General features: G+C 41.8%; 22 protein-coding genes. 3 read left to right on the top strand and 19 right to left on the bottom strand.

Translation table 11 applies throughout. The features are described from left to right. Nucleotides 1-12: 12 nt before the first annotated feature. The 16 genes from J7K40_00630 to J7K40_00705 all read right to left on the bottom strand — a co-directional run bounded on the left by J7K40_00630 (nucleotide 13) and on the right by J7K40_00705 (nucleotide 16699). On the bottom strand, nucleotides 13-1266 hold the full coding sequence (locus J7K40_00630; protein MCD6160903.1) for a type II secretion system F family protein: 1254 nt from the start codon (nucleotides 1264-1266) through the stop codon (nucleotides 13-15). A gap of 33 nt (nucleotides 1267-1299) precedes the next feature. Further along, the gene (gene tadA, locus J7K40_00635) at nucleotides 1300-3003 is read right to left on the bottom strand and encodes a Flp pilus assembly complex ATPase component TadA (GenBank protein ID MCD6160904.1); all 1704 of its coding nucleotides are present in this window, start codon (nucleotides 3001-3003) and stop codon (nucleotides 1300-1302) included. A 30-nt stretch (nucleotides 3004-3033) separates the two neighbouring features. Next, nucleotides 3034-5172 carry a hypothetical protein gene (locus J7K40_00640; GenBank protein ID MCD6160905.1) on the bottom strand — a complete coding sequence of 713 codons (2139 nt, stop codon included), beginning with the start codon at nucleotides 5170-5172 and terminating at the stop codon, nucleotides 3034-3036. A 24-nt stretch (nucleotides 5173-5196) separates the two neighbouring features. Then, nucleotides 5197-6720: a secretin and TonB N-terminal domain-containing protein gene (locus J7K40_00645; protein ID MCD6160906.1), complete on the bottom strand. Its 1524-nt coding sequence runs from the start codon at nucleotides 6718-6720 to the stop codon at nucleotides 5197-5199. A 32-nt stretch (nucleotides 6721-6752) separates the two neighbouring features. Beyond that, the gene (locus tag J7K40_00650; GenBank protein ID MCD6160907.1) at nucleotides 6753-7253 is read right to left on the bottom strand and encodes a hypothetical protein; all 501 of its coding nucleotides are present in this window, start codon (nucleotides 7251-7253) and stop codon (nucleotides 6753-6755) included. Between the two features lie 28 nt (nucleotides 7254-7281). After that, nucleotides 7282-7896 (bottom strand): type 4a pilus biogenesis protein PilO, encoded by a 615-nt coding sequence (pilO, locus tag J7K40_00655; protein ID MCD6160908.1) that lies wholly within the window; start codon nucleotides 7894-7896, stop codon nucleotides 7282-7284. Nucleotides 7897-7902: 6 nt separating this feature from the next. Then, nucleotides 7903-8478 (bottom strand): hypothetical protein, encoded by a 576-nt coding sequence (locus tag J7K40_00660; GenBank protein ID MCD6160909.1) that lies wholly within the window; start codon nucleotides 8476-8478, stop codon nucleotides 7903-7905. Further along, on the bottom strand, nucleotides 8479-9531 hold the full coding sequence (gene pilM / locus J7K40_00665) for a type IV pilus assembly protein PilM (GenBank protein MCD6160910.1): 1053 nt from the start codon (nucleotides 9529-9531) through the stop codon (nucleotides 8479-8481). Between the two features lie 123 nt (nucleotides 9532-9654). Further along, nucleotides 9655-11214, bottom strand: a complete 1560-nt coding sequence (locus tag J7K40_00670; protein ID MCD6160911.1) for a hypothetical protein — start codon at nucleotides 11212-11214, stop codon at nucleotides 9655-9657. Between the two features lie 27 nt (nucleotides 11215-11241). After that, complete coding sequence (locus J7K40_00675; GenBank protein MCD6160912.1) at nucleotides 11242-11817, bottom strand: prepilin-type N-terminal cleavage/methylation domain-containing protein; 576 nt, start codon at nucleotides 11815-11817, stop codon at nucleotides 11242-11244. Between the two features lie 34 nt (nucleotides 11818-11851). Beyond that, on the bottom strand, nucleotides 11852-12223 hold the full coding sequence (locus J7K40_00680) for a hypothetical protein (protein MCD6160913.1): 372 nt from the start codon (nucleotides 12221-12223) through the stop codon (nucleotides 11852-11854). Nucleotides 12224-12273: 50 nt separating this feature from the next. After that, nucleotides 12274-13407, bottom strand: a complete 1134-nt coding sequence (locus tag J7K40_00685; GenBank protein MCD6160914.1) for a type IV pilus twitching motility protein PilT — start codon at nucleotides 13405-13407, stop codon at nucleotides 12274-12276. Then, nucleotides 13394-13792 carry a prepilin-type N-terminal cleavage/methylation domain-containing protein gene (locus J7K40_00690; GenBank protein ID MCD6160915.1) on the bottom strand — a complete coding sequence of 133 codons (399 nt, stop codon included), beginning with the start codon at nucleotides 13790-13792 and terminating at the stop codon, nucleotides 13394-13396. Before J7K40_00690 ends, J7K40_00685 begins: the two co-directional genes overlap by 14 nt. Before the next feature lie 461 nt (nucleotides 13793-14253). Continuing rightward, nucleotides 14254-15573 carry a trypsin-like peptidase domain-containing protein gene (locus J7K40_00695; protein MCD6160916.1) on the bottom strand — a complete coding sequence of 440 codons (1320 nt, stop codon included), beginning with the start codon at nucleotides 15571-15573 and terminating at the stop codon, nucleotides 14254-14256. 9 nt (nucleotides 15574-15582) lie between these two features. After that, a complete protein-coding gene (locus J7K40_00700) occupies nucleotides 15583-16146 on the bottom strand; it encodes a zf-HC2 domain-containing protein (GenBank protein MCD6160917.1) in 564 nt (187 codons plus the stop codon). After that, nucleotides 16103-16699 carry an RNA polymerase sigma factor gene (locus J7K40_00705; GenBank protein ID MCD6160918.1) on the bottom strand — a complete coding sequence of 199 codons (597 nt, stop codon included), beginning with the start codon at nucleotides 16697-16699 and terminating at the stop codon, nucleotides 16103-16105. Before J7K40_00705 ends, J7K40_00700 begins: the two co-directional genes overlap by 44 nt. Nucleotides 16700-16933: 234 nt before the next feature. On the opposite strand from J7K40_00705, the gene J7K40_00710 reads away from it, so the two are divergent. Both J7K40_00710 and J7K40_00715 read left to right on the top strand, forming a co-directional pair. Continuing rightward, complete coding sequence (locus tag J7K40_00710) at nucleotides 16934-17179, top strand: hypothetical protein (protein MCD6160919.1); 246 nt, start codon at nucleotides 16934-16936, stop codon at nucleotides 17177-17179. Then, a complete protein-coding gene (locus J7K40_00715; GenBank protein MCD6160920.1) occupies nucleotides 17176-18735 on the top strand; it encodes a T9SS type A sorting domain-containing protein in 1560 nt (519 codons plus the stop codon). The genes J7K40_00710 and J7K40_00715 overlap by 4 nt, the downstream gene beginning before the upstream one ends. 72 nt (nucleotides 18736-18807) lie before the next feature. Here the strand turns inward: J7K40_00715 and J7K40_00720 are convergent, their stop codons facing one another. The 3 genes from J7K40_00720 to rfaE1 form a co-directional block, all read right to left on the bottom strand. Continuing rightward, nucleotides 18808-20139, bottom strand: a complete 1332-nt coding sequence (locus J7K40_00720; GenBank protein MCD6160921.1) for an aminoacetone oxidase family FAD-binding enzyme — start codon at nucleotides 20137-20139, stop codon at nucleotides 18808-18810. Between the two features lie 133 nt (nucleotides 20140-20272). Next, entirely contained in the window at nucleotides 20273-20749 is a 477-nt protein-coding gene (rfaE2, locus tag J7K40_00725) for a D-glycero-beta-D-manno-heptose 1-phosphate adenylyltransferase (GenBank protein MCD6160922.1), read from the bottom strand. Nucleotides 20750-20872: 123 nt separating this feature from the next. Continuing rightward, nucleotides 20873-21922, bottom strand: coding sequence for a D-glycero-beta-D-manno-heptose-7-phosphate kinase (gene rfaE1, locus J7K40_00730; GenBank protein MCD6160923.1), 1050 nt, complete (start codon nucleotides 21920-21922; stop codon nucleotides 20873-20875). A 129-nt stretch (nucleotides 21923-22051) separates the two neighbouring features. Here rfaE1 and J7K40_00735 point away from each other — a divergent pair, with 129 nt between their 5' ends. Further along, nucleotides 22052-22360: a DUF3467 domain-containing protein gene (locus tag J7K40_00735; GenBank protein ID MCD6160924.1), complete on the top strand. Its 309-nt coding sequence runs from the start codon at nucleotides 22052-22054 to the stop codon at nucleotides 22358-22360. Nucleotides 22361-22541: the final 181 nt, after the last annotated feature.

The following is a 22541-nucleotide window of genomic DNA, read 5'->3' on the forward strand; positions in this document are numbered from 1 at the left end:
TAGATTTTAAAGTTAGGATACTGATTTCTTAATAGCCATGCCAAATTTGAAAATAGGCAGATATATAACAATTACAACCCCTAAAAAAACAAAAGCGATTAAGACAATTAATAATGGTTCAATCAGAGAAGTCAATCTTGTGATTACCGATTCGAGCTGCTTATCATAAAAATTGGCTGCTTTCGACAACATCTTCTCTATTTCGCCAGTTTCCTCGCCGGTTGCCGCCAAGGAAAGCAACGTGTTAGGGAAAACATCTGTTTTTTTCAAAGAAGCCGCTATGGAATAACCATCACGGACATATTGCGTCGCCTGCCTGATGGCTTTTTGGTAATAAGCATTATCCATAATTTTTCTGATTAATTCCATTGATTCAACAACAGGAACACCAGAGGCAAGAAGCATCCCGAATGTTCTCGACATTTTGCTTAAGTTGGAATCGATTATCAGATTTTTAATAACTGGTATCATTAGTTTTAAGCGATCAAAAATATATTTGCCTGTTTGAGTAAGATTAATAACAGTAGTCAGTATAAAAAACAGGAACAATATGCCGACAAAGAAAAGAAAATTATTTCTTAAGATATTAGAGATATGCAGAAAAAGCTGAGTATAATAAGGCAAATCAGCGCCGAACCTGCCATATACTTCTTCAAACAACGGGATAACAAAAACTATCAAGACAATAGTCAGCCCCGTAAGGGCAGTTACAACAAACGAGGGATAGAATAGAGAAGAAACGATTTTTCTTCGCGTATCATGAAGGAACTCATAATAGTCGGCCAACTCTTCCAAAATAGAATGCAATGAACCTGAAACTTCGCCCGATTTAACCAAGGAGACATACAACGGCGCAAATACTCCCGGGTGATGTTCCATTGCCTCGGATAATGACAATCCCTTTTTAACATCATTTAACATTTCAGCCACGACTTTTCTAAACTTCCGATTGCCCTCTTCATATAAGAGGTTACTGAGCGATTTCTCAATAGTTAAACCGGCAGAAAACATCGTAGCTAATTGACGGGTAAAGAACACAAGGTTTTTTAGCGGAACCGCCGTTTGCTTTTTATGGACATAAAGGGCGATTGCATCAAATAAACTTCCCTTCTGCTGTTCCCGCGCCTTGCGGGCATCAATTACCGAGATAACGGTATTTCCCTGCTCTCGAAGTTTATTCAAAGCCGCATCCAGCGAGGCAGCATTGACAGATCCCTCGTGCTTGTTTCCTTTCGAATCTTTTACTACATAATTGAAATTAGCCATCTGCAATCCAAACGTTTAATTAATTCATTTTGCCTAATCATCGGTAATTGTGGTTCTCGCTATTTCTTCAATCGATGTTAAACCGGCGAGTACTTTTTTAATACCAGCTTCACGAATATTAATCATGCCGGCATCCTTAGCGCCAAATTTAATATCATCCTGATCTTTTCCCTGATAGATAAGTTTACGAATCGGGAGCTTGACTTCCAGAAGCTCGAACAAGCCGGTTCTACCATAATAACCTGTCTTACGGCAGCGAACACAGCCTTTCGGCCTGTATATTTTTTTCCCTTTTATCATAGAGCGGTCAATTTCTAAAAGGGCAAGTTCCTCATCATCAGGTTCATATTCCTCTTTGCAAGCCGAACACAGGACCCGAACTAGCCTTTGCGACATCACCAGATTTAACGTCGATCCCACCAAATAGCGCGGCACACCGATATCAAGAAGTCTGGTAATAGTTGAAGCAGAATCGTTGGCATGAAGCGTGGTGAAAACCAAGTGTCCCGTTAAAGCAAACTTGATAGAGATATCAGCGGTTTCCTGGTCGCGTATCTCGCCGATTAGCACCTTATCGGGGTCTTGACGGAGAATTGACCTTAAGGATGATGCGAAAGTCAAGCCTATTTTATCGCTGGCGGCAACCTGGCTGATTTTATCGATTTGATACTCGACCGGGTCTTCGACCGTTACGATATTATCTTCTTCCCGTTGGATTTCTTTCAAGGCAGCATGAAGCGTTGTCGATTTGCCGCATCCGGTAGGCCCGGAAACGATAATCATTCCATAAGGTTTGGCAATCCATTTGCGGAATATCTCCAGCATCTCCGGCTCGAATCCTAAAGATGTTAAGGTAAAAGCGAAGCCTTTTTTATCCAGAAGTCGAAGCACAACCTTTTCGCCTTTAACTGTCGGCAATATTGACACCCTTATATCAACCTCTTTTTCGGGCATGATAATCGATATGCGCCCATCTTGAGGCAGGCGTCTTTCGGCAATGTTCAGACTCGCCATAACCTTGATGCGCGATATTACGCCATTAGCTGATTTTTTCGGCGCTGTCATAATTTCCTGCAAAGCGCCGTCGATACGAAACCGAACAAGCAAAGAATCGAAAGTTGGCTCAATATGAATATCAGTCGCTCTGTTTTTGATAGCTTCAGAAATAATCAGGTTTACAAGCTTAACAATCGGGGCTTGGTCGAGTTCTCTTTTAAGGTCGTTGACATCAATATCATCGCTTTCACCATTTTCGCCGGTAACGATAAAATCCATACCGGACAATGCCTCGTTAACCTCGTCGGTAGTGCGAAGTTCTTTATACATGCGTTCAATAACTTCATCAATAACGCTCTGCGCGCCCAGAAGCGGGATTATATTCATTGAGGTTATTTTCTGAAGGTTGTCAATAACAACGATATCTTCAGGATCGATCATGACGACCTCAAGAGTATTTTCCTCGACTGTAATAGCAATACAGTGATATTCCCGCGCAAAAAACTCGGGGATGTATTCTAAGGCTTCCTTGTCGATTTTAATCAAGTCTTCAGGGCCGACCAAGCGAATTTGAAGTTGTTCCGAGAGCGCTTTAGCGAGGTTCTCATCGGTAATATAACCCTCGGCAATAAGCACGTCCCCTAATCTTCTGCCATTTTCACCCTGTTTCCTAAGAGCGGCTTTCAGGTCTTTCTCAGAAATTACATTTTCTTTAATTAGTATTTCACCAAGGTACTGCATTTGGTTTTAAAATGCTCCTCTCGTAAATTATTAGGGTTTACTGCAATATATGTCGCATTCGCCTTCAACATCCGCATAGCCTCTAAGCCTGGCGTTCACCTTGGCAGTGCAATGCGGTAAAGCAGGCGGATCTGGAGGTATCTGATAGTCATAGATTCTAAATACGGTATTAGCAAGCCCTAAATAATCGGTTGTATCAGATGTTTGTCCCACTATCTCACCGCAAATCTGAGCGGTGAAAGTTATTACACCATTATGAATAACGCAGCCTAATCCATCAAGAAGTTGAGCCTCGACATCAGAATCCTGATAATTGGGGCTTCCGTCAACATACAAGTAGCCGGGGTTGGGATAAGCGACAATAGTTCCATCATATATAGCCAGAACTATCGGACCGCTTGTATCAGCCATATCTCCTGATGTCACCTCTACCCTGACAGTATCGAAAGTATGCAGACATGAATAAGCCATCCAAGTATACGCCTGGCCTCTTGTACCGAGAGTTTCGCCATCATCGGTAACACCACCGCCTGTATAGGCTGCGCCTTCGATGTAGGCGATGGTATCAGGGATTACTTCGAAATGGACGGCTGTGCTGCATTCGACCGGATTAGTGAATTCGTCCCAAACCAGCGCGGTAATTCCCGTTGTAATCGCCTCACCCTCAACACTTGCAATATTAGAGGGAGCAATTTCAACAATGGCAGGAGGTCCTGATTGAATAGTAACTAGCGGTTTTTCTTTTAATATATTTTCATCATCAATGGATGTCGCTTTAATCCGCACAGTTCCGGCCTTAATTCCGGAGAAAAGCGCTATTGTCGCTCGTCCTTCGACATTTGTTTCGGTTGAATCGATAAGCACTACAGCGGTATCTGTTGGTATAAAATTAAATGACGGAGTTCGAGCGGATGTATCCATTGATGGAGCGGCGGTAATTTCAAATTTTACCAAGAAACCATCGCTTAAGGAATTGCCGTTTTCATCCTGCATTACAGCGTATATCTGAGTTGAGATACCGCCTACTTCAATAGTAGGATTATATGTGAAAAGATCGATATTTGTCGGTTCGCTTGAACGAATATTAATAGGGATATTATTAGACCAAATTGTATCAGCGCCGGCATTTGAAGGAATATATGCCTGAATAGATTCATCCCCCGATTCTAAACCAACACTATAAACTCCCTGCGCCCACCCGTTGTTAGTAATAGCCAGGCTTGTGATATTAGATGACGCTAATTGCTTTTTAAATTGAACCTGAGTTCCATCAATAACTAAACTACCATGAGCATCGCTGACCCTAACCCAGATTATACAATCCTCATTGGAGCCGGCATCCATTGATTCGGGAATTGAATCGGGGGGGATAAACAAAATGGAGGGTTCATCCGGTTGGTATGTTATTGCGGCATAAGCAGAGGTTGTATCGCCTGACAAGCTGATGCCCCAGGCTCTGATAGAATCAGTTTCTGTAATCTGAAGGGGGTCTAAAATCGACGGCGCTGTTAAAGTGAATTCAGCAATTCCATCCGTAGTATAGCCATACGGCGGCTCTAAATGTCCGGAATTAACGGCGCCATAATTATTAATAAATAGCACCGTGTTGTCATCGACAGGAATGCCTGTGGTATCAATAGCGGAAACATACAGCTTAGTTTCGTCCTCGCCATCAGCCGTAAGTCTTAGTTTTTGGGCTGAAATATTCATGCTGGCGATTTCGCCCTGCAGTGATAGGATAACATCTAAAGTATCGGTAGTAGAAGAAATTTCAGTGCTGGCAGTAAATATTAATGAATCAATTACATTATCAGGGTCGGCAAGAGCGCCGGGATCGGTGATATATATTGCGCAGGCATAACCGTCTGAAGTTACACCCGGAGGTATTATCGTGCCGATTGCAGGTCTCCTTGTTGCGGAAACTTTTATACTGTCGATACCCATACCGTTATCATCTCTTACCCAGATGTCAATTTCGACAGTATCCGGTTTGTTGGCTGAATAAACAACAAGGTTGCTCGGCCTGAAGCTTAATGATACTCTCTGATTTTCATCTAAATTCCTGCTTGTAGTACGTCTATTATCGCAGGCGGAAACTATCATCAGGCTTACAAGAACAACGATTCCCAGTAAACCGATTATAGGTATAATTTTATTTCTGGCAAACACAAAAACCTCCTATGGTTAATCCTTTTATTTTTTGGGAGCTATTGCCTTATTTTGAAATTCTCTAATTTCTTCTTGTACATTTTCAACCTTTTTTAATTCATTCAGCTCGGGGTTAATAGCTTTAAAATCAGTTATTTCTCCGGGGCTGCTAAGCTGATAGCCGTCCGAAGTAAAATTACTGGCATCGGAATAGTCGATACCCGGTTTGATAATCCTTGGAGTTATTTCAATTATCAGATCAGTTTTCCTTGTTCCATACTCGGTATGTCGGAAAAGTTTTCCGATTAAGGGAATATCACCCAAGATTGGCATGTGATATTCATTCCTGGTATCATCCACAGATAATAACCCGCCGATAAATATTTTCTGGCCATCCTTTACCAAAACGGTAGTGCTGGCAGTGCGTATTTTCTTGCGGGGATAAATTCCCGCGACAAGTTCGATAATGGAGGATACTTCGGGTTCGACTCTGGTTGTAATATATCCGCCGGAATTTATTGTCGGTGTTATATTCAAGCGAATACCGACTTCTTCAGTTCTGACAATGACATTTCTTTCGGAACTGACAGCCCAAACAAAAGTTTCACCGATTAATATGGACGCAGACCTGTTGTTAACAGTAGTCAATTTAGTATGCGCCAGAAGTTTTGCTTTATTGCGTTTGATTAGAAAATCTAAGGTAACATCAAAAGCGGTTAGCTGACGTGAGAAATGTCCTATATTACTAAAGTCTTCGATTTTTTGAAATGGCATACCCTCCGGACGCTCCCCTAAATTTGTCCAAGATAAATCTTCCCTGCCGCCGGTTAGCTGGCCGGCCATATTGTAATAAAAATCACCGGGAGCACGGCTGGCATCCTGTTCGGGCGGGTTCGGATTTACAGGCGATTCGGCGAGTATCGTGGTCAAGTTCGATAGTTTCTGCCAGTCTATTCCGTATTCATCAAGGTCATCAGTGGCAACCTCAACTAATCTCGCCTCTAAGAGAATCTGCATTGGGGCGATATCTATCTCATCGATAATCCGCCTTATTTCGGCAGCCACCTTGGGCGAGGCTAAGGCGAGAACTCTGTTGCCGGATGTATCCACCTGAACAAATTCGGTAAGGTCGGATAGCAGTTCTTTTATTTCGGAAGCATTGGCATATTGAAGGTTAAAGACATGCGGGGCCAAGCCAACCTCTTTATCTAAAACTTCCGCCTTAGCCACCAAGAAAGAATTGCCGACAATCTCATAGGATAGGCCAGCCGCTCTGACTACGAGATTGATAGCTTCCTCGATAGGAGTGTTTTTAACATGAACCGATATTCGTTCTTGTTTGTTAACTCCGGGACCGGTAACGATATTGAAGCCGGACTTATCCGCTAAAATTGTTAAAATTGCGGGCAAAAAAGCGTCATCAGCATCAAGAGTAACCATTTTCATCATTTTGTCTTTTACATTTTGATTGCTCTGTATATCAGCTTGCGCCCAAACATTGCCGGAGCCAACAACAATAAGAGAGATACACAATAATACTTTGCTAAACATCACAAAAACTTTCTTCAAAATATCCTCCAACTAAAAAGCGGCTAAACATATTATCGTTCATTCGAATAAAGAGCACCCTGTAGGGAATATTCACTCTGCGGAATACCGAGGGGCTTGTTTTTCAGAATTATTTTCTTCCCTTTCATACTCAGGATAACTTTCTTTTCCTGTATGTCTTTCACTTCATATAATTTGCCAAATATATCCCCTACCCTAACGACATAACTTTTTCCCTGGAATTTTATAATTGCCATAGGAAAATCATCATTAATAGTAACCGTTGCCGTCAACCTCAACGATTCTCCTTCGTCAAGCTCCCTAAAACCTTGTTTGGCATAGGAAAAACCTGCCACAACTCTGCCAAGGAACAATGGGTCTTGTTTTACAGAGAAGTGATAATTAATCCGGCTGTTCCAATGCGATTCGAGGGAATCGATAGTTGCCGCCAAGGCGACATCCGTATCGAGCGTTTCGATATTGCCGGTTGTGTCCAAATCAGCTCGGGCTTCAGTAACTGATTTAAACGCGCCCCATGATACCACGGCTAACAAAACAACACCTAGTATAAAAGCCAATGCTCTACTTAAACTCTTGTGATCCACCTTTAAAACTCGCTTTCAAAATCGTAATTGTTTGAATTTCTAAATCGATTTTATGTTGGTCTGGTTTGCCGGAAATCTCTCCCTCGTAAACGGCAATATCCAGAGGATTCTCCATCTGTATCTTGGTTACATTAATCAAACGGGGGTATTTTTCCAATTCCTCAAGAAACTTGCCCAATTGCTTATAACTTGCCAAAATTGACATGCTATAGGGAATCTCTATGTAGTCCTGGTCGATTCTTTTTTCTTCATAGAGTTGATTACTGTTGATAACATTGAGCGGCTTCATCGAAATTAGTATTACGTCAAGCCTATCCATTAATGCAGTAAGGTATTTAAGGAATGGAATGCTGGCAGACTGTGCTAGTGAATCGCCTAAGTTTTCGGCTAAGTTATACTGAATCAAGTCGTTCACATTATGCAAGTCTCGGGAAAGAATCTGGGCCGACAAAAGCTGTCTTTTCTTTTCTGCTATTTCATTTTGAAGGCGGACAATATTGGCGGGCTGAGCCTCGATTACATTTTTATAATACATCCAGAACCCCAGAATGAACAGCGCTAATACTGCACTTAATATCAAATTCTTTTTCATTTTAACCTATCCTACTAAACACGCTATTTCAAACTCGACAATTTCTTGCCCATGATATTTAACTCTGGTCGAGGAACTAAATTTAATATCAACAAAATCCTTAGCAAAATCCTCATTGTTTTTTATCACATCAAGAATAGAAACAACCAAGTCAAGATCTTTCGTGCCATATTTCACTTTGGAGATGCCTTTGATAGATAGAGCATTCATTGAATAATCGTAAGACAATTCAGTAATCGCAACATCATCAGGCAAAATAAGTCCCAAGACATTGAATTTTTCTGTCCATGTCAGACGCGTTGTTGCCAGTTCAGCCAAAGCGAAAATATCCTCCGGTGAAAGATAATCAGTGGAGGTTTTAAGTTCTGCTATCTCCTTTTCGATATTTTCCAACTCCGCTGTATAATCATCGATAACAGCCTGTGTCTTCATGGATTCAAAAACCGCCAAACCAACGATAAGGGCAACCACAATAAAATAGAAACCAAGCGCTGCGACTTTTTTAGTTTTCTGTTTTTGTTCAAACTGGTCGAGACGATTGGAAGCTTTATTGAGATTGATTTTATATACTATATCAGCCATTTAATCCTCCCTCAATGCTAATCCGCAAGCAACTGCCAAGCGGGAACCTAAGGTGTCATTAAATCCGGGCGGGGTCAGGAAATTCTGAAACGGATTATACAATTCGACAGTCATTTTAAGATGCTGCGCGAGGTGTGAATTCAGGTTGGGTAAAACGGATGAGCCTCCGCATAACAGGATTTTATTAAACTCCCGGCAGCCTGTTTCCTTAGTATAATATCTTAATGAGCGGCGAATTTCATCTATAAGATTATCTATCGCCATGCGTCGGGTAACTTTTATACCCTTGGCGGTTTCGCCAATATCTCCGAGAAGAGCGCCAATTCCGCTTTCGCGCTTGATTGATTCGGCTTCCGAGTAATCGATTTTCATATTGCTTTTAATATCATCAGTAAAATTAATGCCAGCCCAGTTGATATCTCTTGTAAAAAACATTGTTTTCTCGCCGACAATCGCCAGATTGGAATATCGTGCGCCAACATCCAAAAATACCAACGCTTCATCGCCGAGAAAGCTGCCCTGAGTAGCTAAGTAGCTGTTCAAAATCGCCAGTATTTCGGCATCGATAATGTTGGGTTCGATTCCGATATCCTTGAGAAGCTTGAGACGGTTATCAAACATTTTCTTGGTAGTAGCGGCAAGTATAATATCCATATCAGAGGATTCCATATCGCCGCTTAGAATCTGATAATCGATAATTGCATCAGACTCATCCAAAGGCAGATGTTTTCTCGCCTCAAAAAGAAGCGATGATTCCATTTCCTCGGGAGCTAATGAAATAGATTTAATCTGTTTGATGCTGATAGCCTTGCCACCGAAAGACGAGTTGACATTTTTCGCTCTTTTGGGGTTGATTTTAACCGCCTGAAAAGCCTCGCGCACCGCAGTTTCCAAGCGGCTTATATCTGGTCCTCCGGAGTCTATCTCTTCATCTCCGGTATACAGGTCTTTGATGAAGTAATTTTTCAGCCTGTACCTGCTGCCGTCGTTTTCCAACTCAACAAGTTTGACTGAATAACTTCCAATATCAAGGCCAATAATCGATTTAGCCATACAAACCTTTCGTATAGTTCATTAAATATTTTATATTATTACGCTCTTCTCTTGGGCGACAAATTGTTGCCCGTAAAAGAGAAAAAAGCCTGTTTTTACGTATTTTCTTAATTGCTAAGCTCATCAATATAAACTACCTAAAGCCTCAATATAGCTTCCGCCGGGTTCAGCCAAAGGGAAAAAATGGGGCGGCGGGTAATGCTGAAAACGAGGATCATATCTATATCTCTTAGATACAAAGCCTCGTTCATACGACCCGACACTTGTATGAATTAAACCGCGTTCGCGCATGATTACGCAGCCATATATTTCTAACTGATCTTTTTCGTTATCTTGGGTATAGCAATTAATCCCGTCAACTGAAATGGTGCCATACAAGCCATCCACAGGATGTCTTATTCCATCAGGGCAGAGGTTAGCGGCAATCGAATCATAACATTCCTGATAACCGATAGCAGCGAGACCCCCCATAACAATAATAATATCATTACAATTGCGCCAGATTAGTATATGCTTTTCTGATATTAACCCCAGCACGTTGCGTGAGCTCGGGCTAACTTTCCAGCCTTCAAAATCCTTATAAGCATCCTCATACTTGATATCTTGAGGAATAATAATATCTCCGGAAGCGCCGATAGTAAGCTGTCCGATAAAACCTTCAAGTATTAATGAATCCATTCCTACTCCAGCATTATAATGCAGGCTGTCTTTCGCCGCAGTTATCCAACATTCCCCATTAATAAATATAGCACCTAAAGCAGGATAAGGTATTGGTTCTATATATCTAATATCACCTTGCTCAAATGTAAAATGCGTTCTGTTGCGGCTTTGAGCGAAAGAAGAATCATTCGCCCTGCTTCTATATAAAAATCCAGTGGGCTGCAGAGTTAGTTCTGATACTGAGTCCGGATGTCCCAACCATAAGCCATATTTTCTAACTGAATCAGCCTGCACGGGTAATTCAATCATAGGCGCTGCAAGTTTATATGGCGGTTCGCCCATAAAATGAACGGTATTATCATACGTTACACTTGGCGGTTCAAATCTGGTTGAACATGAAGAAACAGTTTTATAGAATACAGGCCAATATCCCGCTCCGGATTCAAATTTAATCTTATCATTTGAATGAACTTTGCCGTCTAATGTATCCGGTCCCCAGAACATTAATAAGCTGTCTGACGGAGGAGGAGGAGGAAATTCTACTCCATTTTGTCTATAGCTTTGGTTTTCACGCTCAGTTAAATAAAGATAATTAGCAAGCGTTGAATAGGAATCCCCGATTTTTATAAGAGTTACAAAATCCTCGCCTACAACCGGGTTGCTGGCGTAGCCATAGCCGTAAATTTCATGGGTTGAGGTATAGCCATAATAAATGCTATCTGCTTCAAGCGGATCAACCACATATCTATATTTAAGATTAGGGTCATCAGCATATATTAAAAAATCCGATTCATATTGACCGCCTTGCGGATGATTATATTTGCCTTCAATACCGGCATGAAACGCAGTATTAAAGCTTCTGCTCTCTTCTATTTCCCAAGTAACTCTCAATCCATAATGTTCAACGAATCTTAAATATGCTGTACCGAGAAGTATGGTAGCTATTGAAAATACAACCGCCATAACCAATACCGAACCATTATTGCTGGCAAACAAACGGTTTAATAATTTTGGCTTTTTCATTATTCCTCCCGGGTTAAAAGTTCTTTATTAGTCGTCTTCATTAAACCTGAATCTGAATTCGGTAATTTCAGCGGTTACGGTATCGCTGTAATCATCCACTAAAACTACCTGGACTTTTATACCATACGGATATTCTTTTAATTGATTTGTATAGTTATCAAATTCTGTAAATATAACATCGCTTACCTCATACGCCGCCTTATGTGTCGTAAATCTGTTGTAAGTTCTTCTAGCTTTCACCGGTAATAGCTGAATATTAAATTTATTAAATCCAACCCTTCTATCATCTGCCATCAATGCTTTTTTATTTCTATCATAGTAGAAGATAACCTTGCCGATGCCATTATCGTCTGTGTATCTCATAGTTAATTTATTAGTTCTATCAATACTTGGATTTTCGCCCATTCTAATAAATTTGGATACCTTATAATCTAACACATAAGCCGCTTCTTCATACATGAGATATTTTAGGGATATGCTTTTAAACTGTTCTAGTCCAAAGGCATAAACAGACGCAAGGCCATATATAGTAATTGAGCCGATTAAAATCGTCGCCATAACTTCAACGAGAGTAAAACCTTTGTTTTTTTTAAGCCTGTTCATCTAAATATCCTCACAAAATTTCATCATTCTTGCGCTAATAGTTAGGTATGGTTTTGGGCAAAAATATCTTATAATCCCGGCCTGTTCTTTCCTGCCAGCTAATAGTCAGTTTGATTAAATAGCCATAATCCTTCAATTCAACCCCCATTTTATAAGTTCCCGTTAAGCCGGATATTTCATCATCGTCATCCGGGTTAGGAGGTTCCAATTCGACTTCGCCGATGAATTCGCCTATGTCAATTGCTTTATTTGTAGCGGCTTCAATTTCTTTGTCGGCGATAAGTTCTCTTGCAAGCACAAAAGCCTTACGGCGGTGTTCATGTTCTTCAAGCAATACATGACCCTGTACATACATGTAGTATAGAGCGACCGCAGAAATGGATATAATAACTATACCTACCATCATTTCTATTAATGTAAATCCACGATTATGTTTGGGCCGCCCTAACATAATAATTACTCTACAAACAGCCTTGGGTTATCCGCATGCTTGGCAGCCTCCGAGCGATCTATTTTGCCCTCGGAAACCAGCATGAGCAAATGCTGATCCTTAGACTGCATACCGATTTTGCCGCCAGCCTGAATGGATGAAGGAATTTGAAAGATTTTATCCTCACGTATCAAATTTCTGACTGCGGTATTGGCAATCATGATTTCGCAGGCGACTACTCGCCCGCCATTTTTACGGGGCATAAGTGTCTGGGAAACAACCGCCTCGATAGATTCCGCCAGCATCGACCGCACCTGTGATTTTTGTTCGGCGGGAAAAACATCGATAATACGATCGATAGTTTTTGCTGCCGATGATGTATGAAGTGTTGTTAGTACGAGGTGGCCGGTTTCGGCGGCGGTTAATGCCAGGCTGACAGTTTCCAAGTCGCGCATTTCGCCTACGAGAATAACATCAGGGTCCTCGCGCAAAGCCGCTCTTAATGAACCGACAAAGGTTTTGGTTGTCGAGCCAAGCTCGCGCTGATTTATCAAGCTATGCAGCGAGGTATGAAAATACTCGACCGGATCTTCAATAGTAATGATATGGCATTCTTTATTTTGGTTAATCCAGTCAACCATAGTGGCTAAGGATGTTGTTTTACCCGAGCCGGTGGGACCGGTTAAAATAACGAGGCCCTTTTCAATCAGGGCAAAACGCTTTAAAACATCCGGCAAGCCTAATTCCTCGAAAGGGCGAATTTCGGCAGGGATTACCCTGTATGATCCGGCAATACCGTTTATCTGCTTAAACACATTGCATCTGAATCTGGTGGAGTCTTTGGTTTCTTTTGAAAAATCCACCTCAAAATCCTCATCAAATCTTTTCTTTAATTCGGAGTTTAACGAATCTAAAATTAAGCGGCGTATATCCTCATTGCCTAAGCCCTCCAATTCTAATTTCAGCATTTTACCATCTACACGAATCATTGGCGTTGATCCTTCAGACAAATGAAGGTCGGAGGCGCCCTGCTGGGTGGTAAAAATTAGCAGGTCGTCAATAGTAAGTTGTTTCACGTCCGCATCAACCGTACTACTTATTGAATCAAAATTATCCACTTTAGATATCTCGTTTAAAGGTTTAATATTATTCGAAACCATAGCCTTTCCATTGACCGGTTTCAGAGACAAAAGTAACCTGTTTGCCAGCGCCGCCAGGCATCATGCCTGTTGATGTTGCGGTAATCGAATTGATTCCGCGGCCGCCTACCGTGATTGTGAAATCCCAGCGACGGGTAACGACCTGGTCGAATTCTAATTTTCTAAGCTGCTCAATCCTGTTTGGCCAACTGTGATTTTCAGCATAATAGACTTTCGATGCCGACCAGATAGCGCTGATAGCCTCCTGAGCCTCAGCCGAACGCGCTCCCTCTACATAAGCGGTGTAAATTGGCACCGCTATCGCGAACAAAATTGCAAGCATCACAACAACGATAAGAATTTCAACAAGCGTGAATCCCTTAGTGTTCTTAAAAACTCTCGACATAAACAAAACCTCCAAATAACATTATAATTTTTATTTTACTTTCATTTTACACACAAAATCGCTAAACATTTCTATGCTTTTCAAGCTTATTTATTGACATTATTTATTGACATTATTTAATATACCCAAACCATTAATGATGTCAACACAAATAAGCCTGACGATTCAACGTAAGCCATTGAAAACATTAAGACTAAAAGAATCTTTTATTGACAAAAAACAATCATACAACTGATAGTATATCAAATTCTATGCCATCATATACATATTTGTAATTATTTTTTAACATGTGATAACTTAATAAGATATAAAATATCACAAAATAGGAATAATAGATAATAAAACCATAAAGTTACTAATTATATCAAAAGCAATATGTTCTTATTGAAATGTAGGGGTAATACTAAAAACAAGTTAGCTGTTATGTTAGGAAAAGCAACGGCGTTACAATATTTATCAGTTTATTTGCTGCTTTTTTCTAACTTATCATATAGTTTTGCGATTTTTTCAGTTAATCCCTTTAGATGGTGTTCTACGTTTTCCAGTTTTTCTTCTAAATAATCAATACTATCACCAGCCTGAAAATTATTCTGATTTTTTAGCTCTTCTAAGTATTCTTTAAATTCAACGAGGCCTTCCTCGAAATTTTCAGTCATATCGAGCCAGATATCGTCATTCTTATTGAACATCTTATGATTATCATAATATTGTTTATAGCTGCCGACCATAGCCTCGCCTAAGGTTGCTATAATGGTCATGCTGGAACCATCACGAATGATTTCAAGTTTAATTACATCTCCCGGCATATATGATCTTATTAACTCGTAAAGATGGTTGGTACCCTCAATTAGCGTATTCTCTACTTTGACAATAATATCGTTTTTCAAAAGGCCGGCTCTATTCGCCGGTGAGTCGCTGATTATTTCCGTTACCAGCACACCACCATCCAAATCATTTTTTTGCATAATTTTTTTAGGCAGTTCTGTTTGCGTTATACCAAGAAAACCATGTTTAACCTTGCCGAATTTTTTCAGTTGGTCAACAATTCGGTTTAGTTTATCGATACCAAGGGCTAAACTGGCGCTGTTTGACTGCATATTGATGCCCTGATTCATATAAGCAAACGATTCGGCGGGGTAAGAATCTTTGATGTTCATCTTCAAGTGATTTTCATAAGGTGGTGTTAATAAGACGGATTCGGCGGTTTGCGCAACCAACATGCCGATTAGCTCCCCTTTGGCATTAAACACGGCACCGCCGGTATTGCCGGGTCCGGACTGCGCCGATAACTGCATCAAGCCATCATCGGTGATACCAGAAAACATGCCGAAATTTACGGCTGTGGGCATATCATACGAATTGCCTATGACTGTAACCCAGGCGCCATCCTGAAGTTTGCCGGGGTCGCCGAATTTTGGCGTTTGACGTTCGACCGATTCGATTTTCAGCAAAGCCGCCCCCGATTCGGGGTCGATACCTACAATTTCCGCTGGGTAGATGTCGCCATCTTTAAATCTAACGATGATTTTATCATTGGAATCGGCAACCGAGGATGTTGTTAGAATATAGCCATCCCGGTCAATAAGGATGCCAGACCCTACAAATATCTCATTATAATGATAATCCTCCGCCTCGACAGTAACTATATATGATTCGGCTTTTTTAACGAGAGCGGTAATTTCCTTATTGATGCTCTCGAGTATGCCCGCCTCCGCTGTAATAGATGTTGTCAGTAATAATGTCAGGGCAAAAAATAATAAAACATTAGCGATTCTTTTCATTCAACCTCTCTAAAAAATTCTTTTATCTTTATTATCTCTCTTTATTCCGACAGGCTTAACATAATGTTTGGGCGGGGTAATTGAATCCCGGCTAATGGAATCAGCTGTCGGGCTTTCGGTTAGAACCATATCGCGCTTTAGAGCCTCATCGGAAACAGGCACGCCCCTTTTTATTTTGGCGGAATCAGTTGTAGCGGCGGTTTCAATCTGTGAGTCGTTTCCGGCAATAGGAACCGGCAGTGTTGAGACTCCGGGGCTAATCAGATAGAAAGTGAAGCTGGCGGCGACAACAAAGGCGGCGCCGGAAAGAGACAGCCGATAGCGCCATTTGTGCCAGGCAAGGCCGATGTTATTTTGCTGGTTAATCGCGCACATCAATCGGCTCGTGAAATGTGGTCCGGGTGTAACCTGCTCAAGCTTGCCGGCAGTTTGAATGATTGCTTTAATGTCCGCCAGCTTTTGCCGGCATACGCTGCATGCCTTGAGATGCGCCTCGAACCCATCGGTTTCTTTGGGTGAGAGGCCGCCCTCAATATAGGCAGATAGCAGGCGGGAAGCCTTTCGACAGTTCATAATTTAACTCCTTATAGGGTAATAGTTTCTCTCTAAGCATAGTGCGCGCTCTATTGATGCGCGACTTGACTGTGCCAACCGGCACTCGCATAATCTCGGCGATTTCGCTGTATGGCAGACGGTCGATATCGCAAAGAACGAACGCTGTGCGGTATTCATCCGGTAAACCTTTAATCGCTTTATCTAAAAGCGGTTTCAGCTTTTGCGGCTCAAGGTTTTTCTCACCGGGGAGTTCAATATCGGATTCTTCTTTAAGGAATTCGAGACTGATAAATTTCCTGAGTTTGCGTTTGCGAAGTTCGGAACGGCACAGGTTTAGGGCAATGGTATAAACCCATGTCGATAATGCGTAATCGGGACTGTAGTTTTTTCGTTGGTTATAGACTCGCAGGAATGTTTCCTGAAGGATATCCTCGGCCATTTCTTTTTCGGAAATGATGCGAAAGACGAAATTAAACAGGCGGTTTTTATAGCGATCCACAAACATCGCAAACGCCCGTTCGTTGTCATCGGCAACTTTGGCAAACAACTCTTTATCTGTTAGTTTTTCCAATATACACCTCTCTTAATCGTTATTTAATTATACAACAATTTATTCGGATAGTTCCAGAAAATCTGTAAGATATTGATTCGGGGCGGATTGCATATTGGGAGCACACAGATGTATGCCGAGGATAGGGACATACGCCGCCCATGTTTTCCGCCTTGACAGAATGTCGATTTTGGCATATATTTTATTAATAATACGATACATCATTGACAACAACATCATGAGGAGTTTTGAATTATGACCACAATAAAAGGCAGGGCATATCTGATATGTCTTCTGCTAATAATAGTTAGCGGCATAACCCAAGCCGACTACCACTACGCCAGCCATGACGGCTCTAACGAGTACCCCTACACCAGTTGGGATACGGCGGCGGACAGCATACAGGATGCCATAGACGCGGCTGAATCGTATGATACGGTGATATTGGCGTTGGTGAGTGGTATGAGCTTATACGCATGGATGCGGAAGACTCCTGTATGACCTTCATAGGCAGCGGCTGGGACTCGACACTTATATGGACCGACCAGCCAACCTGGCTTTTTATGAGAGCAAGAAATACATCGCTAAGGGATATATGCTTTGAGCATTTAGCGACTCAAAGCGCTGTGATTCTTGCTTTTACGCTTTTTGGCCCGCCAACTGACTTATATGTCAATCATTGCAAATTCAAAGGCACATGCCATAGCTGCGCGATTTTAGGAGATGCCAATGCCACCGAAATAATCGAGAACTGTGTTTTTGATTCTTTGAGCGCTTATGATAAATCTTTTCATGGCCCGTTAGGTGTGTTTCGAAATAATATATGCGCGCCCACATCTCATGTACTTACAAGCTTATTTATAGATTCAGATAAGATAGTTGTAGAGAATAACTTTTTCTACAATGTAAGTCGATGGGGAGGCAATAGGTTATTATGCAATGCTGAACATATCGATACCTTGATTATGCAGAATAACATCTGTTTGTATTTCGGTGAAACGGCTATGATAGAGAACGTATCAAGAGGCAGCAAGTTTGCTTATAATATTGTCAATAGCCATAGACCGGGATTATCATTGGCAAAATACTCTAACGATTCCACCGATTATATTGATATTTATGGCAATGTATTTATGAATATTGAAAATGGAACGGCAATAGATATATATCCATATTCTCCATATTATGAGTATGCCTCGATAAGATACAACTGTTTCTGGAATAACGGTATTGATATTTATTCCGAATCCCCAGCTCAATATGATTCCATCGGTAATATATTTGTTGAGCCTATGTTTATCAGCAGCAATGATTACCATTTACAGGCATTCTCACCCTGCATAAACGCCGGTGATCCTGAGATACTTGATTTAGACAGCACCCGCTCTGATATCGGAATTTATGGCGGTCCCCTTGGCGAGGTTTATGAATATCAAGACCTGCCTCCGGGAATACCCGACAGTCTTTATGGTTCTATTGCAAATGATACTATTACTGTTCAATGGCTTTACAATACCGAGGCTGATTTCAACTATTATTTATTATATAGAGATACCGTTTCCGGTTTTGAACCATCGGTATTTAATTTAATAGCTGAACCGGAGACATCGTTATACATAGATACTGATTTTGAACACACTAATAATTACTATTACAGGATATCGGCAATTGACAACCAGGATAACGTATCTGATTATTCAGAGGAATTAGCTGTGATTTTGACCGATATCAGGGATTTATTCGGTTCTGATGTTCCTCGTTTGACTTCAATCATCGGCAATTATCCTAATCCGTTTAATTCGCAGACTATTATAAGATACAACATCGGCAATATCGGTCCGATGCCGGTTGATGTTAAGATAGAGATATATGATTTACTTGGGCGTGTTGTAAGAATTTTAACAGAGAATAATAGGTATCCCGGCGAGCAGGAGGTAGTCTGGGATGGCAGAGACAATCAGGGAGGCGAACTATCCAGCGGAGTATATTTTGTAAAGATTAAACAATGGGAGGGACTTATCGAAAGCAGACCGAGAAAGATCGTTTTACTGAAGTGATGTTACACTCTGGCTGTCAAGCGCTGGCTTGGCAGCCTCGCCTCAGACGGACTCTTGTGCCGCAGGGTCGGATTATTTCAAACCATTACACGCCGCATTGCCGGCAACATAACCGCTGGAAAAAGCAAACTGCATATTGTAGCCGCCCCAAGGTCCTAAAACATCCATCACACCGCCGGCAAAATACAACGACTTGATAACTTTCGATTGGCAAGTATGAGGGTCGATTTCATCCGTTGACACGCCGCCAAGAACTCCGCGGCTGTAATTAAATGGCTTGGGCGCTTTAATAGTCATTCGGAAACTCTTAACAGCCTGAACCATTGCTTTGCGTTCAAGATTGCTGATATGTATTACGGATTTATCAGGCTTAATGCCGGATTCGGCAAAAATCGCCTTGATGATTCCATCACTAAAATGCCCGTTTAAACACTGCTTGATATTTATAGTACGCTTTGCCATTAACTGCTTTATCAGCCATGTTTCAAGACTTTCTCTTGTCTGTTCGGGCATAAAATCCAGCCTGATTTCGACAGTATGCTTGGGGAGAAGCTCGATAATTTCGGCAGAATGATTTAATATAAATGAGCCGGAAATTGAATCTGCCTTAAATTTGATTTCACCTTTTTCCGAATGAGTCTGCCTGCCATCAATATAGATGCTAATTACCACATCATCGAAAGTCAAACCTTTAAGAATCTTGTTGTGCTTTTCATGAGTGATTAAATCGGTAAGCGCTGGTTTAATTGTATTAATCTTATGGCCGAGTTTTTCAGCGATGATATAACCATCATTTGTTGAGCCAAGCTTGGGGGCAGAAATCGACCCGGCGGCAAGGATTACCGCCGATGCCGGAACTCTCGTACTGTTTACGGCCACACCAACAACTTTTTTCCTATAGGTATATATATCACTGACACGAGATGACTTTTTATATAGCACGCCTCTCTTTTCGGCTTCCGCAAGAAGCGATTTAATCAAACCATCACCAGGTATGCCGTTGGCTTTAAAATGTCCGAACTGGTCTGCTTCCAAATGCAGCTTCATTTTTTTACCAAGCTTGATAAGATCCGTATAGCCGAACGCCTTAAATATGGGAGCAACAAACTTTGATTTATCATCAAATCCGGAGGCTAACTTGGTGGGCGGCAGCTTTTCGGAAAAATATAGTTCCTCTGATGGAACCGCTGCAATCTTCTTTCCCGGCCAAGGATTTTTATTATATAGTATTACCTGCCGCGCGTTTTTCGAGGCGGTGATTGCCGCAAGCAATCCCGACGGTCCTCCGCCAATTACAATTATTGGCGATAAATTTACACTCTTACTATTCCTTACAGGCATTCCTTTATCTCCAGGAACACCCCCCCGATATTCTTCGATAACATAAATAAACTGTATTTTCATAATATTATTATTACTGAAAATGTCAAGCTGTTTTAAAATATTTTTTTTATAAGAAAAGAAAAAGTGTCCGGTTTGCTCGCCCCCGGGTGGATGTCTTGGCTGGCTCGCAATAACTAAAAACTTCTTGCCAGCATTATGTCTTCAATTTCCTGATTACATCAATAAGCTCCGATGATGAGCGCCCTTTTATATATTTGATCACTGCGACCTCTCCCCCGTTGGCTGTTACTTCCTTAGCGCCGACAATATCCTCCGGCTTGTAGTCGCCGCCCTTGACTAGAATATCGGGGAGAAGTTTTGTAATCAGGGCTTTCGGAGTTAATGAACCGAATGGGACAACATAATCGACCATATCGAGATGCGAGATTATATAGGCGCGGTCATTGAAGCTGACAATCGGCCGACCCTGCCCTTTGAGCATAGCTACGGATTTATCGGTATTAAGCCCGATAATCAGGATATCGCCAAGCTTTTTCGCTTTGGCTAAATATTCGATATGCCCGCGATGGAGTAAATCGAAACAGCCGTTTGTGAACACGACAGTTTGCCTCTTGCGTTGGCAGGCTTTTCTGATTTTTAGCAGTTCGGATTGTGAGACTATTTTTTTCATGATGGTTTTCTTATATTTCTAATATCCTGTCATTCAATTTTTACAAAATTCTCATCTTTCATTAAAAAGGAGCAAACGAGTCCGCCTTTGGTGGATGCCGCCCACGTTACGGTATTTTGATGATTAGATATATTTTGCTGCCAACTTTTTAAGCCTATCTTTTTTAACCTGCGCGGTGCCTACCTCGGCAACAACCTCACCGGCGGCGATATTGGCGATAAACGCCGCTTCTTTGAGGGATGCGCCTGCCGCCGATGCCATAGTTAAGGCGGCGATAACCGTATCGCCGGCGCCGGTAACATCATAAACCCGGCGCGCTAAAGTCGGTATTTTGGTCAGCAAACGCTTGTTCTTTTCGGATACGCCGTTTTCAAATAATGCCATACCTTTTTCACCCAGTGTGATAAGCAATGATTTCGCCTCCAGCCGGTCAAGTATTTGCCAGCCGACATCGACAAGGGTTGCGTCATCCTTGATTTTTTTGCCGACTACGAAACCCGCCTCATGATGATTTGGAGTAATTGCCGACACATGCTTGTAGTTGAAAAATTGGCTCTCTTTCGGATCTACAGCGATGAAAATATCTCGTTTATTGCAAGCGGAAATCAGGTAATCTAACAGCGTCGAGTTTATTACGCCCTTGCCGTAATCGGAGACTATCACCGCCTTGATGTTATCAATGGTCTTGTCGATATAGTCTGCCAGCTTTTTGTTCAGCCGCTTGGAAATCTCATGAGTTTTTTCGCGGTCGGCTCTAACTACCTGCTGATTGCTGGCGATAATCCGGGTTTTGACTGTGGTGGGACGACTGCTATCGGTGAATACACCATTAATAGAGAAATTTCTGACAGTCAGTTCCTTTTTCAAAACGGAGGCGAAACTGTCTTTCCCGGTAATGCCGAGAAGCAGAGGCTGACCGCCAAGGGCGGCGATATTGTTGGCAACATTAGCCGCACCACCGAGAAGGCATTCCTCTTTGCTGATTTCGACAACCGGCACCGGCGCCTCCGGCGATATTCGCGATACCGCTCCCCAGAGATAGCGGTCGAGCATTATATCGCCGACAACCATGATGCGGCATTTATCAAAACCGCTAAACAGCCTGTCAAGACGGGGTTTGCTTATCTTTATGGGTACTTGATTGGCGGTATTTTTATCCTTTGTTTTTAGCATAATTAAATATTATATTAAAATGGTAGTGTGTAAGCAAGGTAAAATAGTAATTGCGAATAATAACATAAGTAAGTTGGTGCACGAGGACGTACACCAACCACTGAAATAATAACATTAAGGAGCTTTCAAATGAATAAACAGCCGATGCCTCCGCAGCAGCGAAAATTGAATATCGAACTTGGCGAGAAGGAATCCGAGGGGATATATTCAAATCTGGCGCTTATAGCCATCTCGCCGCAGGAGTTTGTGTTCGATTTTGCCAGAATCATGCCCGGTCGGGACAAAGCCAAGGTTTACGCCAGGGTAATCATGACACCTGGACATGCCAAGATTTTGCATAAAGCGCTTGAGGATAATCTCAAGAAATATGAGAACCAGTTTGGCCAGATAAATATCCCCGGACAGGAAGAGAAGAATATCGGTTTCAAGCAGGAATAGGTTGGGGTAGTAGTAAGATATGTTGGTGCACGAGGACGTACACCAACCACTGAAATGGCTGGATTAGTGGGCGGCACACTTTGGTGGGCGGCACACGTCCCCGTGCGCCCCTGATTACCTGCTGGATTTACTTCAGCAGCAGCATCTTCTTAGCTTCGCTGTAATTGCCAGCTTGAAGCTT

Source organism: Candidatus Zixiibacteriota bacterium (genome assembly GCA_021159005.1).
Classification (GTDB): domain Bacteria; phylum Zixibacteria; class MSB-5A5; order UBA10806; family 4484-95; genus JAGGSN01.

Excerpts from the sequence above, each read along its gene's own strand:
- J7K40_00675 (MCD6160912.1), bottom strand. The coding sequence starts at position 11,817 with ATGAACAGGCTTAAAAAAAACAAAGGTTTTACTCTCGTTGAAGTTATG.
- J7K40_00660 (MCD6160909.1), bottom strand. The coding sequence starts at position 8,478 with ATGGCTGATATAGTATATAAAATCAATCTCAATAAAGCTTCCAATCGT.
- pilO (MCD6160908.1), bottom strand. The coding sequence starts at position 7,896 with ATGAAAAAGAATTTGATATTAAGTGCAGTATTAGCGCTGTTCATTCTG.
- J7K40_00700 (MCD6160917.1), bottom strand. The coding sequence starts at position 16,146 with ATGAACTGTCGAAAGGCTTCCCGCCTGCTATCTGCCTATATTGAGGGC.
- J7K40_00670 (MCD6160911.1), bottom strand. The coding sequence starts at position 11,214 with ATGAAAAAGCCAAAATTATTAAACCGTTTGTTTGCCAGCAATAATGGT.
- J7K40_00690 (MCD6160915.1), bottom strand. The coding sequence starts at position 13,792 with ATGTCGAGAGTTTTTAAGAACACTAAGGGATTCACGCTTGTTGAAATT.
- J7K40_00680 (MCD6160913.1), bottom strand. The coding sequence starts at position 12,223 with ATGATGGTAGGTATAGTTATTATATCCATTTCTGCGGTCGCTCTATAC.
- J7K40_00720 (MCD6160921.1), bottom strand. The coding sequence starts at position 20,139 with ATGAAAATACAGTTTATTTATGTTATCGAAGAATATCGGGGGGGTGTT.
- tadA (MCD6160904.1), bottom strand. The coding sequence starts at position 3,003 with ATGCAGTACCTTGGTGAAATACTAATTAAAGAAAATGTAATTTCTGAG.
- rfaE1 (MCD6160923.1), bottom strand. The coding sequence starts at position 21,922 with ATGCTAAAAACAAAGGATAAAAATACCGCCAATCAAGTACCCATAAAG.
- J7K40_00695 (MCD6160916.1), bottom strand. The coding sequence starts at position 15,573 with ATGAAAAGAATCGCTAATGTTTTATTATTTTTTGCCCTGACATTATTA.
- J7K40_00715 (MCD6160920.1), top strand. The coding sequence starts at position 17,176 with ATGACCTTCATAGGCAGCGGCTGGGACTCGACACTTATATGGACCGAC.
- J7K40_00710 (MCD6160919.1), top strand. The coding sequence starts at position 16,934 with ATGACCACAATAAAAGGCAGGGCATATCTGATATGTCTTCTGCTAATA.
- J7K40_00685 (MCD6160914.1), bottom strand. The coding sequence starts at position 13,407 with ATGGTTTCGAATAATATTAAACCTTTAAACGAGATATCTAAAGTGGAT.
- J7K40_00735 (MCD6160924.1), top strand. The coding sequence starts at position 22,052 with ATGAATAAACAGCCGATGCCTCCGCAGCAGCGAAAATTGAATATCGAA.
- rfaE2 (MCD6160922.1), bottom strand. The coding sequence starts at position 20,749 with ATGAAAAAAATAGTCTCACAATCCGAACTGCTAAAAATCAGAAAAGCC.
- pilM (MCD6160910.1), bottom strand. The coding sequence starts at position 9,531 with ATGGCTAAATCGATTATTGGCCTTGATATTGGAAGTTATTCAGTCAAA.
- J7K40_00630 (MCD6160903.1), bottom strand. The coding sequence starts at position 1,266 with ATGGCTAATTTCAATTATGTAGTAAAAGATTCGAAAGGAAACAAGCAC.